This window comes from Streptomyces sp. NPDC056734, from assembly GCF_042790455.1.
GTDB lineage: Bacteria > Actinomycetota > Actinomycetes > Streptomycetales > Streptomycetaceae > Streptomyces.
On record NZ_JBHTZD010000009.1, the window covers coordinates 228,587 to 242,816 of the forward strand.

The following is a 14,230-nucleotide window of genomic DNA, read 5'->3' on the forward strand; positions in this document are numbered from 1 at the left end:
GCCTTGATTTAAATGTCTGGGTTTAAATGCCTTGATTGAGCGTGCGGGCCCGCTGGGCGGAGCCCACACGGGTCACATCCCCTGCGCGATGGCGAACTCCTCGCCGCGTTGCAGGGACTGGAGGCGGCGCTGGCGCATGCCCTGGACCATCTGGTTGCGGGAGTAGTTGCGGGCGGGGCCGGTCGGGAACTCCTTGCGGTGCACGGCGATGTCGCACAACAGGGTCTCCAGCAGGCCGAGTTCGTCCTTGCCGAGGTCGGGCTGGAGATAGCTGGTGAACGCGAACAGCCGCAGGATCTCGCCGATCACCTCCCGCTCGCCGTGCCGTTTGACGACGGCCGAGGCGTGCCGGACCCAGTCCCGGTCGCCCATGTGCCGCATCAGGAGCACCGCCATCAGCGCCTGTCCCGGCTGCTCGACGAACTCGCCCTCGCCGAGCGCCTCGCCGGTCAGCCGGGACAGCTTGCCGCTGGCCAGCACCTGGGAGAGCGCCCAGTAGGAGGACAGGACCGGCGAATACAGCTCCACCCGGCCCATGAAGCTCTCGAACTCCTCCTCGGAGATCTCCTGGCGCTCCAGGACCTCGGCGAGGGACTCACGGAAGACGCTGCGGCCGTCGCGGTTGCTCCACTCGGCGGCCATCAGCGCGGCGCGCACCCCGTAGCCGTTCAGGCACAGCCGCAGTGTCTGGCGCTTGAGGTCGAGGTTGCGGACCAGTTCGCTGCTGCGCAGCACATCGGCGAGCAGGTCCAGCGCCTCGACGTACGCCTCGAACTCGGTGGGGCTGAAGCCGGCGCCCTGGCGCTGGTCCTGGGCAAGGGTCTGCATGGCGTCGGCCTGGTCCTGGAGGTCGTCCATCATCACCCGGAACTCGCCGGGGACCTCGGGAGGCGGGCTGCCGGACTCGTAGGCGAGGTCGGCGGGGAAGAAGTCGTCGAGGACGGCTTCGGCGTCCTCCAGCCAGCCCTCCTTGGTCGCCAGCACGGAGAACGGGTCGTTGCCGCCGTCGCCGAGGCGTTCGCGCAGCGCCCGGAAGCCCTCGGCGGTGGTGCTCAGCAGATCGGCGTCGTTGCGGCGCAGGGCGGCGGTGTGCCGGATGACCTGGGCGTGCCGCAGCGGGGCGGCCAGCACCCGTTCCTTCAGCTCGGTGGACTCGTCCATCCGGTAGGCGGCGAGCAGGGGCCGGATCATGGGCTGGCAGAAGTGGATGACGCCGTCGCGCTCGGTGAGGATCCGCTTGTGTATGAGGGCGTCGAGGACGACACCGGACGGCTCGGACCAGCCGAGCCCCTTGAAGTAGTCCAGCAGATACTGCTCGGCCTCCATCCGGGGCAGTGAGTCCTTGCCGGTGAGCATGAGGTGCTCGTTGACACAGGCCACGATGTCGCGCAGGGCCAGGAAGTCGAGTTCGAAGCGGCGGTCGACGCGCGGGTCGTCCCGGCCCAGCAGCAGGCCCAGGTAGGACTCCAGGATGGCGGTGCTGTTGGCCCCGGTCGTCCAGTCCTGCTGTCCGGCGGTGGACAGCAGCGCGGCCAGCATCACCGGGGTGCGGGGCAGTCCGCCGCGGGTCAGCAGGTCGAGCATCGCGTTGACGTCGGCCTCGGACTCGTCGGGGCGCAGCAGCCGGACCAGGGCGCGCAGCTCACGGCGGCCGAAGGGGCCGATGTGCCGGGTGCGGGCGGGGAGGCCCTCGGCGGTCATGGCGTCGGCGACGCGGTGCGAGGCGGTGGTACGGCAGCCGAGGAAGGCGAGGTCGCGCGGGTGCAGGGCGAGGAACTTCAGCAGGTGCCGCAGGCGTTTCTCGGAGCGGGGGTCGATGTTGTCGACGACGAGGGCGAGCAGGGGCAGTTCGTCGCGCCGGCCGAGCGCGATGCCCGCGCCCGCGAGCTGTCTGCGGATCTCCTTCTCGACGCCGCTCGGCCCGTTCTCGACGGCGGTGAAGTCGACGACGACCGGGACATACTGCGGCTCGCGCCGGTAGGCGGCGTGGGCGAGCCACTGGAGGGCGCTGGTCAGGCCGGTGTACTCGTCGCCGACGATCAGGAAGTGGCGGTGTTCGCCGAGGCTCTCGATCATCTCGTCGGCGCTGACCCGGCCCTCCTCCAGGTCCTGCAACGCCATCCACTGGTCGACGCTCACCCGCAGCAGCACCGGCGGGACCAGCAGCCCCTCCATCGGCAGCTGCTCCCGCTCCGGGCCGAGGATCAGCGAGCGTTCGCGTACGGCGTCCACCAGGGACTCGGCGGCGAGGTCGGCGGCGGTGAGGGCGACGGGGGGATCGGCGGCCGGGGCCTCTCCCTCGGGGGCATCGGGGGTCCCTCCGACGGGGGCTTCGGCGACCGGGGTCTCACCGGCGGCGGGCTCCGCTCCGGGCCCGGCGGGTGCGGCGGCCTGCGTCGCCGTGGGGGCCGTGGTGGGGGCCGTGGCCGACCCGGTGGTGGAGGTGGTGGGGTCGGCCGGGCGCGCGAGCGGGGTGAAGTCGATGTCGAGGCGGCCCTCCGCGACCGCGTTGCGGCCCTCGTCGAAGGCGTCGCGGCCGTCGTAGTAGCTGCGCACGTGCACGGTGTAGGCGCGCGGGTCCTGGGCGCTGCGTACGTCGATGACGCTGTAGGCGTTGAGATAGTCCCGCCACTGGAAGAGGGACCCGGCGGCGCTGTGCATGAGGGTGCCGGTCTTCCCGGCGATGCCCGCCGGGTCGACCACATGGACATGTCCGGTGCACAGCACGTCGAAGCGGCCCAGCTCGCGGCGTACGTCGCCGCGGTCGAACTCGGCGAGCCAGTCCACCGGGTGGTGCATCACGGCGAGCTTGAGCCCCGCGTCGCCGAGGGCGTCGGCGGCGTGGGTCATCTGCCGGTCGCCGACGATGAGATGGGCCCGGTCGGCGTCGTCACCGGCGCCGGTCGCCCGCCAGCAGGAGGTCAGACAGGCGGCGGCGACCTCGGTGCCGGCGGCGGTGAAGCGGTGCAGGGTGAGCAGCGGGGAGAGGCGCTCGACGGAGGTGCCGGCGTAGTAGGCGTCGGTGAACTCCACCCAGGCGGCCAGCCGGTCCAGGTGGGACATCAGGTTCCCGCGGTCGAGGAACCGGTTGACCTTGTCCCGGTCGGTGAGCATGGCCCGCAGTCCGGCCTCCTGGAACTCCTCGATGCGGGATATGTCGACGTCGTGGTTGCCGGGCGCCAGGATCATCCGGTCCCGGTCGAGGCCGAGCAGTTCCTGGAGCGGGTCCAGGAGCAGTTTCCGGGCCAGGGCGAACTGTCCGGGTTTGCCGGCGAAGGCGAGATCGCCGCTGAAGACCACACAGTCGACGGGCGTCTGCCGATGCCTTTCGGCCACGTCCTTCAGGAATGCCCGCAGAACTTTGTTCTGGTCGGCTCCCCACTCGTCTCTGGCGTGCAGATCACTGATGTGGACGATGCGCACGGAACACCCCCGGCTTGCCTGGTGACGCGTCGGAACAGCTTAAGCGGGCCCTTGCCCCTCAGGGAGGCAGTCAAGCACCCTTGAGGCCCTCAACTGCCTATGCCGGACGCCCTTCTTGACGGCACGTGAGACACCGGGCCGAGTGGCGCATACCATGCCTCGTGCCGCAAGGATCAGCAAGAAGGGGCAGGGACGGACATGCCGAGGAGACGCAGGGTCGCGGACATGACGGTGTCCGAACTCACCGAGCTGGACCGCGCGCGCAGCCGGTCCGAGGTGCTGTGGGACCTGTTCAAGCAGGCGGAGGCCGAGGTCGTCACGGCGATCAACTGGTACCTCGGCCGCCGCCGGGGCCCCTCGCGCTGGTCGCGTTCGCTGCGTGCCCTGGCCGGGCTGCTCGGCATCGTCGGCACGCTCACCCCGCTGGTGCACGCGGCGGACCCGACGCTGCTCCAGCCGGAGTGGGGCTTCGTCTTCCTGGCGGGGGCGGCGGGCGCGGTCCTGTTCGACCGTATCTTCGGCTTCTCCGCGTCCTGGACCCGCTACATCCGTACCGAGATAGCCCTCCAGCAGGTCCTGAAGAAGGCGCAGACGGACTGGGCCCTGACGTATCTGCGGACCACCGACTCCCCCAGCGACAAGGAGCAGGCGGCGCTGCTCGCCGTCATCGAGCGGCTGCGCGCCGACGCCCAGCGGATCATGGAGGAGGAGAGCGCGACCTGGATCGGCTACCTCGCCGACAGCATGGAGGAGCTGACCCGCTCCACCTCCGCCAACTCCGGCCAGCGCCCCGGCGGCGCGGGCCTGTTCCGCCTGGACCGCGTAGCGGGCCGCGACCGGGGCCCGGAGGTACCCCGCTCCCGCGACTCGGCGATGTGACAACGCCCTGTCTTTGGTCTTTGGGGGCACGGAGGGCCACGTCTTCCAGGGCCGGGGCCGGCCGCGTCTTCCAGGGGCGCGGGGAACTGCGCGACCGGCCGACGACCACCCGCACCCGACCACCGGCCATGGCCAGTCCCCCGCGCCCCCACAAGGCGGGCCGTACCGTCACTCGGCCGGCGCGACCCCCGCCCGCAGCAGCCCGTACGTGTACGCGTCCTCCAGCGCCTGCCAGGACGCGGCGATGACGTTCTCCGCGACGCCGACCGTCGACCACTCGCCGGAGCCGTCCGTCGTGGAGATCAGGACCCGGGTGGTGGACTGGGTGCCGTGCACGCCCTCCAGGATGCGGACCTTGTAGTCGACCAGCTCCAGCTTGGCGAGCTGGGGATAGATCTTCTCCAGGGCCACGCGCAGGGTCCGGTCCAGGGCGTTGACCGGCCCGTTGCCCTCGGCCGTGGCGACGATCCGCTCCCCCTTGGCCCACAGCTTCACCGTGGCCTCGTTGGCGTGGGTTCCGTCGGGCCGGTCCTCCACGATCGCCCGCCATGACTCGACCCGGAAGTAGGACAGCGGGCCGCCCTCGACCTCGGCGCGCAGCAGCAGCTCGAAGGACGCGTCGGCCGCTTCGTACGTGTAGCCCTTCAGTTCGCGGGCCTTGACCCGCTCGACCACCCGGCCGACGAGTTCACGGTCGCCGCCGAGGTCGATGCCCAGCTCCTTGCCCTTCAGCTCGACGGAGGCGCGGCCGGCCATGTCGGAGACCAGCATCCGCATGGTGTTGCCGACCTGCTCGGGGTCGATGTGCTGGTAGAGGTCCGGGTCGACCTTGATCGCGGAGGCGTGCAGCCCGGCCTTGTGGGCGAAGGCGGACACCCCGACGTAGGGCTGGTGGGTGGAGGGGGTGAGGTTCACCACCTCGGCGATGGCGTGCGAGATCCGGGTCATCTCGCGGAGCTTGCCCTCGGGCAGCACCCGCTTGCCGTACTTCAGCTCCAGGGCGGCGACCACCGGGAAGAGGTTGGCGTTGCCGACGCGCTCGCCGTAGCCGTTGGCCGTGCACTGGACGTGGGTGGCGCCCGCGTCGACGGCGGCGAGGGTGTTGGCGACCGCGCAGCCGGTGTCGTCCTGGGCGTGCATGCCGAGCCGGGCGCCGGTGTCGGCGAGGACGGTGGCGACGACGGCCTGGACCTGGGCGGGGAGCATCCCGCCGTTGGTGTCGCACAGCACGACGACATCGGCGCCGGCCTCGGCGGCGGACCGTACGACCGCCTTCGCGTACTCCGGGTTGGCGCGGTAGCCGTCGAAGAAGTGCTCGCAGTCGACGAAGACCCGGCGGCCCTGGTCCTTGAGGAAGGAGACGGTGTCCCGGACCATCTCCAGGTTCTCGTCGAGGGTGGTGCGCAGGGCCAGCTCGACATGCCGGTCATGTGCCTTGGCGACCAGGGTGATCACCGGGGCGCCGGACTCCAGCAGGGCCCTGACCTGCGGGTCCTCGGCGGCTTTGGCGCCGGCCCGGCGGGTGGCGCCGAACGCGACGAGCTGGGCGTGGCGGAAGCCGATCTCCTGCTGGGCGCGGGCGAAGAACTCGGTGTCGCGGGGGTTGGCGCCGGGCCAGCCGCCCTCGATGAAGGTCACGCCGAAGTCGTCCAGGTGCCGTGCGATGGCCAGCTTGTCGGCGACGGTGAGGTTGATGCCCTCCCGCTGCGCACCGTCGCGCAGGGTGGTGTCGAAGACATGGAACGAGTCGTCGCGCTCGCTGGTTTCCGTCATGGTTCAAGGCTCCTGAGGTGATGATCGCGGTCTGTACCGGAATGACCGGTTCCACCGTCCCCCTATGATCCCTCGCGCTCCGTTTCCCGGCTGCAGGTGGGCCAGAAATGCGAAAAACCTCTCGCGGGTGCGAGAGGTCTGCGCGCGGGTCGAGACGACGGTGGCCGCCTGTACGTGGTCGTACCGGGCGGTCACTGCGGACCGGCGCGCCTGCTGCCAATAATCGTGGCGAACGAGAGCACGGGGGAAGTCTGGCACAGACCGTCCCCGTGCTCACCGTGTGTCTCAGGATGCGGTCAGCGCGTGGTGGTCACCCGGGGGTCATGGCCGGGCGACGAAGCCGTCGCCCTCCCCGTTGGTGTCGCCGTCCACCAACTGGGACGAGGAGGAGAACAGGGCGAGCACCCGCCCGTCGCGGGCGAAGCCGGAGGCGGCGGTGTAGCCCTCGGTCAGCGGCCCACCGGCGACGGACTCGGTGGCCCGGACCGTGTGCCCGCTGTCCAGCTCACGGACGTACACGTTCTCGGCCGTCTCCCCGCCGGGCAGCCGGGTCCCGTGGGTGTAGGCCAGCCGGCGCCCGTCGGCGCTGAGCAGGGGCGCGCCGAGGCCGCCCGCGCCCTCGTGGGTGATCCACCCGGTGGTGCCGGTGCGGGCGTCGTACAGGTACGACTCCCAGGTGTACGCGGGGGCCCCGGGCACCACCGCTTCGTCGAAGGACGTGTACGCGACGGTGCCGCCGTCCGCGGCGAGGGTGAGGCCCGCGGGTGAGCCGTCGCCGGGCTCCCCCTCGGGTGTGACGTTCAGCCGGCGCTGCTCGCCGGTGCGCAGATCGGCCAGCCACAGCTCACCCCGGCCGCCGCGCGGGTGGCGCTGGATGTAGGCCGCGTGGGTACCGTCCGCGCTGAGCAGCAGGCTCTGCACATACCAGTCGCCCGGCAGCCGGTCGCTGACCTCGCGGGTCTCGCCGGTCCGTCGGTCGTGCACATACGCGCGGATCTGCTGGGGTGTGCCGCCGCCCTCGATCCGGGCCGCGTCGGCGGTGAAGCCCACATAGCGGCCGTCGTCGGAGACGCCCACGCTCTCGGCGGCCCCGCCGGAGCCGCCGTCCGCGGCCACGCTGACCCGCTCGGTGGTCCCGGTACGCCGGTCGTGGACGTACACATCGCTGTACGACGACTGCGGGGCCGGCCAGGTGACGAGGTTGGTGGCCCGGGAGACGAAGGCGACGTACCGGCCGTCGCCGCTGATCCGCACGTACTGGCCGGCCCCGTCCGCCTCGGTGCCGTCGGGCGCCACGGTGATCCGCTCGACGGTGCCCCGGCGCAGATCCCGGACGAAGACGTCGGGCTGTCCATTGGTGTCGCCGGGCACCACGTCGGCGGCGTACGAGGAGAAGGCGGCGTAGCGCCCGTTCTCGCTGAGCCGCGGTCCGTCGGACGCCCCCGACAGCTGCTGCCCGGCCGCCGAGAGCGTGACCCGCTCGACGGCCGGCGCCGGTGCCTGTGCCTGTGCCGGTGAAGCTGTTGTGGCCGTCAGTGCCACCACGGTCGCCGCGACGACCGCGACCGGCGTTCCGCGCATGCCTGTGCGCATGTTGATCCCCCTGTGTTCCCCGTTGTTCCCCGTGCGGCGCGTGGTCCCCCCGCGCCCTGTTCGTGGTCGACACCGAGGCAACCGCACCGCAGGTCATACGGTCAATCCGCCGGAACGCGTACAACCTGGACACCCGTTCATGTGCCGGGCGCACGCCCCCGTTCCCGCGTCCGGCACGCGCCCCCTGCACGTGTCGGCGTCGACGGCCCCGATATAGATCACTGCTCAAACAGCTCACGAGACATACGAAAGGCCCGCCCCGCAGACGAAAACGGGACGGGCCTCGTTCCACGCACCCTGCGCGCCGTTCGACGCATCCGACGCCACGGGCGTCTCAGCCCAGCGGATGCATCCAGCCGTGCGCGTCGGCGGCCGTGCCGCGCTGGATGTCGAGCAGCGCCCGGCGCAGCCGGGTCGTCACCTCGCCGGGCTCGCCGCCGCTCTGCCGCCACTCGCCGCCCGCCCGCTTGACGGTCCCGACCGGGGTGATGACGGCGGCCGTGCCGCAGGCGAAGACCTCGGTGAGGGTGCCGTCCGCGGAGTCGCGCCGCCACTGCTCGACGGAGATCCTGCCCTCCTCGGCGGTGTAGCCGAGGTCACGGGCGACGGCGAGCAGCGAGTCGCGGGTGACACCCTCCAGGATGGAGCCGGTGAGGGTGGGGGTGACGATCCGGTCCCCGTAGACGAAGTACAGGTTCATGCCGCCGAGTTCCTCGACCCAGGTGTGCTCGACCGCGTCGAGGTAGCAGACCTGGTCGCAGCCCTTGGCGGCGGCCTCGGCCTGGGCGAGCAGGGAGGCCGCGTAGTTGCCGCCGGTCTTGGCGTCGCCCATGCCGCCGGGCACCGCGCGGACCCGGTCCTCGGAGACCCAGATGGAGACGGGCTTGACCCCGCCGGGGAAGTAGGCGCCGGCCGGGGAGGCGATGACCAGGAACAGATACTCGCTCGCCGGGCGCACCCCGAGCCCGACCTCGGTCGCGATCATGAACGGGCGCAGATACAGGGACTCCTCGCCGCCGTGCGCCGGCACCCAGTCCTTGTCCTGCCGGACCAGGGCGTCACACGCCTCGACGAAGGTCTCGACCGGCAGTTCGGGCATGGCGAGGCGGCGGGCGGAGCGCTGGAAGCGCAGCGCGTTCTGGTCGGGCCGGAAGGTGGCGACCGAGCCGTCGGGACGGCGGTACGCCTTCAGGCCCTCGAAGATCTCCTGCGCGTAGTGCAGCACCGCGGTGGCCGGATCGAGGGAGATCGGCGCGTACGGAACGAGCTGTCCGTCGTGCCAGCCGCGGCCCTCGGTCCACTTGATGGTGACCATGTGGTCGGTGAAGTGGCGGCCGAAGCCGGGGCTGGCCAGGATCGCCTCGCGCTCCGCCGCGGACAGCGGGCTCGCGGAGGGCTTCAGCTCGATCGTGGACGTCGTCATGGGTCAGGGTCCTTTGCTTCCTGGCATCGGGGCGGGGCGGCTCCGGTCGGCGGCCGGGGGTCCGGGGCGGGCCCGGAGGGTGCAGCACCTGTTCAGTCGGGGTGACGGGTCGCGCTAGCCCGCGTACGCCCGGTCATCGATAGTAGGACGTCCGAGGATCGGGTGGAGACGCGGTCCCCTTGTCCGATTATCGCCTGGCCGGGGTGGCGGATGAAACGGGGTGAGCGGCGCTGTGGCACACGAAAGCCGCCGGGCGCTGACGCGACCCGGCGGCTCGGTTGGACAACCGTGGTAGCCGTGGTGACCGGCGGGTCAGCCGGCTACCTGTACGGCGAGCGCGTCGCCGATCTCGGAGGTGGAGCGGGCGGGCTTGCCGACCCGGTCGGCGAGGTCGGCGGCGACCGCCTCCTCGATGCGGGCGGCCTCGGCCTCGTACCCGAGGTGGCGCAGCAGCAGGGCGACGGACAGGACCGTGGCGCTGGGGTCGGCCTTGCCCTGGCCCGCGATGTCCGGGGCGGAGCCGTGCACCGGCTCGAACATGGACGGGAACTCGCGGGTCGGGTTGATGTTCCCACTGGCGGCGACGCCGATGCCGCCGGAGACGGCCGCGGCGAGGTCGGTGATGATGTCGCCGAAGAGATTGTCGGTGACGATGACGTCGAAGCGCTCGGGCTGGGTGACCAGATAGATGGTGGCCGCGTCGACGTGCATGTACTCGGTGGTGACCTCGGGGTACTCGGCGGCCACCTTGTTGAAGACATCGGTCCACAGATGACCGGCGAAGGTCAGCACGTTGTTCTTGTGGATCAGGGCGAGCTTCTTGCGCGGGCGGGCCTGGGCGCGCACGAAGGCGTCCCGGACGACGCGCTCGACACCGTAGGCCGTGTTCACCGAGACCTCGGTGGCGACCTCGTGCTCGGTGCCCTTGCGGATGGTGCCGCCGTTGCCGGTGTACGGGCCCTCGGTGCCCTCGCGGACGACCACGAAGTCGATGCTGGGCTCACCGGCGAGCGGGGTGGCCACGCCCGGGAGCAGCTTCGACGGCCGCAGGTTGACGTGGTGGTCGAAGGCGAAGCGGAGCTTGAGCAGGAAGCCGCGCTCCAGGACGCCGGACGGCACGGACGGGTCGCCGATCGCGCCGAGCAGGATCACGTCGTGCTGCTTGAGGGCGTCGAGGTCGGCGTCGGTGAGGGTGTCGCCCGTGGCGTGGTAGCGCCGGGCGCCGAAGTCGTACTCCTTGGTCTCCAGCTTCACATCCTGCGGAAGGACGGCGGAGAGGACCTTGAGACCTTCGGTCACGACCTCCTGGCCGATGCCGTCACCGGGGATCACTGCGAGATTGATGCTGCGAGACATGCCGGGCACCCTACCCCTCGTCCCATGGGATGACACACGACGTCCGCGATACGGACGCGCCGGCACTGGGGTGTGGGCTGTGGGCCGTGGGCTCAGTGCCCGGTCGAGCCGCCGTTGTCGCGGCGGTCGAGGGCGCGCTGGAGGGCCGCGGCGGCGTTCTTGCGGTCGGACTGGTCGGACTGGTTGGACTCGGTCGTCCGGCGGTGACGGACACGGCGGCGGGTGGTCGTCTCGGCCATGGGAGATCGACTCCTTCGATGAGCGAAGAGCACTTGGGCGCTGTGAAAAGAGCGCTGTAGCCATGTGGGGGCCGGAGGGGCGGGGAGCGGTGCCGCAGGGATTGCCTGCACGGGGCCCGGCTCACGACCGCATTCGCTGGATCGAGCGAGACGTTCGGCTCCTACAAAGCTAAGCGAGCCGACCGTGTCTGTCTCCACAATTACTCGGACTTCCTACTATCTGAGACGACCTGATCGATCATCCCTCGCTGACCTGGCCTTTTACCCAAATGTGGGCTACAGCACGTCCCCGTCCCGCCAATCGAAGACCAGTTCACCGGCCGAGTCGCCGGGCAGCGCCCCCGTCGCCGCCCACACATACGTGGTGCCCTCCTCCTCCGCCAGCCGGACCACCCCGCCCGGACCGGCCGCGCTGATCCGCCCGCCCCACACTCGCCAGCCCCGGGCGGCGTACAGCCGGGCGCCCTCGTCGCTCGCGGAGAGCGCCCCGAAGTCGTACGCCCGGTCGATCACGCCCTCCAGCGCCCCCATGACCTGCCCGCCGAGCCCCCGGCGGCGCGCGTCGGCCCGTACCGCGACCCCCTCGACGTACCCCACCCGGCGCCACCGCCCGCCCGCGAGCACCCGGCGCATGACGACCGCCCCGTGCGCGACCGGCCCCCGCTCGTCCTCGATCACGGCGTGCACGCCGCCGAGCGTGTGGTCCCAGTCCTCGTCGCCGAAGTCACCGTCGAAGGCGTCGGTCAGCAGGTCCCGGACAGCGAAGAGCGCGGCGGGGGTGAGCCCGGAGGTATGGGTGAGGCGCACGGTCATCCGCCCAGTATTCGCACCTCAGACAGGCCGCTGCCACACCTTCAGCCCGGCCACCGCCGCCAGGAACCCCTCCGGCTCCTCGACCCACGGCAGATGCCCGGCGTCCGCGAAGATCACGCGGCGCACCCGCGGCAAGGCGGCTTCGAGCGAGTCGACGGCGGTACGCGGGCGGATGTCCCGGGCCCCGTCGAGGATCAGCACCGGGACGTCGAGCCGGGCGCAGGCGGCACGCAGCCCGGGGGTGCCCCAGGTGCGCCGGGTCTCGGCGTTGAGGGCCTGGTTGCAGGCGTCGTTGATGCCGAACCACGGGTCGGCCAGCGCCGACGCCTGCTCCAGGGCCCGCTCGGGGTCCGCGAAGTCGGCCGCCCAGTGCAGCACCGCGAACTCGCGCTGCTCCTCGCCGGTCAGGTCGTCGCGGTTGTTCAGCTGTTCCCAGCGCTCCGCGCGGGCGGGGTCCGCGGCGAGCCGGGCCGCGAGGTTCGCCTCGTATCCGGCCCGCCAGCCGGTCACCGGGCCGATGCCGGTCCCGGCGACATACACCAGCGCGCTCACCCGCTCCGGGTGCGCCAGCGCGTAGCTCAGCGCGAGTTGCGCGCCCCAGGAGTGCCCGAGCAGGGCCATCCGCGCCGGCCCGAAGTGCTGCCGTACGGCGTCCAGGTCGGCGACGAATCGCTCGGTGGTCCAGGGTCCGGCGCACCGCTCGGACCGCCCGCAGCCGCGCTGGTCCCAGCGGACGACGGTGGCGAGGCCGCCGAGGGCCCCGGCCAGGTCACCGAACATGTCCCACAGGCCGGGCCCGCCATGGCAGAGCACCAGCGGCACACCGCCGTCCCGGCCCGACCGGGCCGCCCACAGCCGCACACCGTCATCGGCCGGCACCCACTCGGATCCCGCCGGGATGGTTGTCGAGGTCACGGTGAGAGTCTCGCGGATCGCCTCGTGGGTCGGAGGTCGCCAACGGCCCCCGAAGAGGTCACCGACGGCCCCGGAAGAGGTCACCGACGGCCCCGGAAAGGGGACCGGGCCGCCGCTCCCCGGGGGGTGGGGAGCGACGGCCCGGCCAGGCCCGAACGGGCCTCGGGGAGGGGCCGAGGGGAAGTCAGCCCATGTGGGGGTAGGTGTAGTCGGTCGGCGCGACCAGCGTCTCCTTGATGGCGCGGGTCAGGGTCCAGCGCATCAGGTTCTGCGGGGCGCCGGCCTTGTCGTCGGTGCCGGAGGCCCGGCCGCCGCCGAAGGGCTGCTGGCCGACGACGGCGCCGGTCGACTTGTCGTTGATGTAGAAGTTGCCTGCCGCGTAGCGCAGCTTGTCCATGGTGTACGCGGTGGCCGCGCGGTCGGCGGAGATGACCGAGCCGGTGAGGGCGTAGTCGGAGACCGCCTCCATCTGCTCCAGCATCTCCTCGTACCGCTCGTCCTCGTAGACGTGCACGGCGAGGATCGGGCCGAAGTACTCGGTGCGGAAGATCTCGTTGTCCGGGTCGGAGCACTCGATGACGGTCGGCCGGACGAAGTAGCCCACCGAGTCGTCGTAGGAGCCGCCCGCGACGATCGTGCAGGTGGGGTCCTGCCGGGCGCGGTCGATGGCGGCCTTGTTCTTGGCGAAGGCGCGGTCGTCGATGAGGGCGCCGAGGAAGTTGGCGAGGTCGGTGACATCGCCCATGGTGAGGTAGTCGACCTCGGCGGCGAACTCCTCCTTGAAGCCGGAGTTCCAGAGGGAGGCCGGGACATAGGCGCGGGATGTGGCGCTGCACTTCTGGCCCTGGTACTCGAACGCGCCGCGGGTCAGCGCGGTCTTCAGGACGGCACGGTCGGCGCTCGGGTGGGCGACCACGAAGTCCTTGCCGCCGGTCTCGCCGACGATCCTCGGGTAGGAGCGGTACTTCTCGATGTTGGCGCCGACCGTCTTCCACAGGTACTGGAAGGTCTTGGTGGACCCGGTGAAGTGGATACCGGCCAGGTCCCGGTGTTCGAGGGCGACCTCGGAGACCTCGATACCGTCGCCGGTGACGAGGTTGATGACGCCCTTGGGCAGGCCCGCCTCCTCCAGCAGCCGCATCAGCAGCACGGCGGCGTGGGTCTGCGTCGGGGACGGCTTCCACACCACGACATTGCCCATGAGGGCGGGCGCGGTGGGCAGGTTGCCGGCGATGGCCGTGAAGTTGAACGGCGTGATCGCGTAGACGAAGCCCTCCAGCGGACGGTGGTCGAGCCGGTTCCACACGCCCGGGGAGTTGGCCGGGGGCTGCTCGGCCAGGATCTGGCGGGCGTAGGCGACATTGAACCGCCAGAAGTCGATCAGCTCACAGGGCGTGTCGATCTCGGCCTGCTGGGCGGTCTTGGACTGGCCGAGCATGGTGGACGCGGCGAGCGTCTCGCGCCACGGCCCGGACAGCAGCTCGGCCGCGCGCAGGATGATCGCCGCGCGATCGTCGAAGGACATCGCCCGCCAGCCCGGCGCGGCGGCCAGGGCCGCGTCGATGGCGTCCTGGGCGTCCTGCCGGGTGGCGTTGCGGTAGGTGCCCAGCACGGACTTGTGGTGGTGCGGCTGGACCACCTGGAAGGCGTCACCGCCGCCCATCCGCCGCTCGCCGCCGATGGTCATCGTCAGCTCGATCGGATTCTCGGCCAGCTCCTTGAGCTTGACCTCCAGACGGGCGCGCTCGGGAGAGCCGGGGGCATAGCCGTGCACCGGCTCGTTGACGGGGGTGGGGACCTGGGTCACAGCGTCCAT

10 protein-coding genes are annotated in these 14,230 nt (G+C 71.4%); 1 reads left to right on the top strand and 9 read right to left on the bottom strand.

The annotated features are described in order from the left end of the window. Window positions 1–72: 72 nt before the first annotated feature. On the bottom strand, window positions 73–3,423 hold the full coding sequence (locus ACFRFC_RS16285) for a metallophosphoesterase (protein ID WP_382685298.1): 3,351 nt from the start codon (window positions 3,421–3,423) through the stop codon (window positions 73–75). Between the two features lie 225 nt (window positions 3,424–3,648). Here ACFRFC_RS16285 and ACFRFC_RS16290 point away from each other — a divergent pair, with 225 nt between their 5' ends. Further along, a complete protein-coding gene (locus ACFRFC_RS16290) occupies window positions 3,649–4,302 on the top strand; it encodes an SLATT domain-containing protein (RefSeq protein ID WP_382685301.1) in 654 nt (217 codons plus the stop codon). Between the two features lie 168 nt (window positions 4,303–4,470). Here the strand turns inward: ACFRFC_RS16290 and cimA are convergent, their stop codons facing one another. From cimA to pruA, 8 genes are all read right to left on the bottom strand, one after another. Beyond that, on the bottom strand, window positions 4,471–6,075 hold the full coding sequence (gene cimA, locus ACFRFC_RS16295; protein WP_382685304.1) for a citramalate synthase: 1,605 nt from the start codon (window positions 6,073–6,075) through the stop codon (window positions 4,471–4,473). A gap of 321 nt (window positions 6,076–6,396) precedes the next feature. Continuing rightward, window positions 6,397–7,668, bottom strand: coding sequence for a TolB family protein (locus ACFRFC_RS16300; RefSeq protein WP_382685306.1), 1,272 nt, complete (start codon window positions 7,666–7,668; stop codon window positions 6,397–6,399). A gap of 334 nt (window positions 7,669–8,002) precedes the next feature. After that, window positions 8,003–9,091 (bottom strand): branched-chain amino acid aminotransferase, encoded by a 1,089-nt coding sequence (locus ACFRFC_RS16305; RefSeq protein ID WP_382685308.1) that lies wholly within the window; start codon window positions 9,089–9,091, stop codon window positions 8,003–8,005. A gap of 312 nt (window positions 9,092–9,403) precedes the next feature. After that, window positions 9,404–10,447: a 3-isopropylmalate dehydrogenase gene (locus tag ACFRFC_RS16310; RefSeq protein WP_382685311.1), complete on the bottom strand. Its 1,044-nt coding sequence runs from the start codon at window positions 10,445–10,447 to the stop codon at window positions 9,404–9,406. A gap of 92 nt (window positions 10,448–10,539) precedes the next feature. Further along, window positions 10,540–10,686 carry a hypothetical protein gene (locus ACFRFC_RS16315; RefSeq protein ID WP_382685314.1) on the bottom strand — a complete coding sequence of 49 codons (147 nt, stop codon included), beginning with the start codon at window positions 10,684–10,686 and terminating at the stop codon, window positions 10,540–10,542. 276 nt (window positions 10,687–10,962) lie between these two features. Beyond that, the gene (locus ACFRFC_RS16320) at window positions 10,963–11,499 is read right to left on the bottom strand and encodes a GNAT family N-acetyltransferase (protein WP_382685316.1); all 537 of its coding nucleotides are present in this window, start codon (window positions 11,497–11,499) and stop codon (window positions 10,963–10,965) included. Between the two features lie 18 nt (window positions 11,500–11,517). Then, the gene (locus ACFRFC_RS16325) at window positions 11,518–12,414 is read right to left on the bottom strand and encodes an alpha/beta fold hydrolase (RefSeq protein ID WP_382685319.1); all 897 of its coding nucleotides are present in this window, start codon (window positions 12,412–12,414) and stop codon (window positions 11,518–11,520) included. A gap of 184 nt (window positions 12,415–12,598) precedes the next feature. Then, window positions 12,599–14,230, bottom strand: coding sequence for an L-glutamate gamma-semialdehyde dehydrogenase (pruA, locus tag ACFRFC_RS16330; RefSeq protein WP_382685321.1), 1,632 nt, complete (start codon window positions 14,228–14,230; stop codon window positions 12,599–12,601).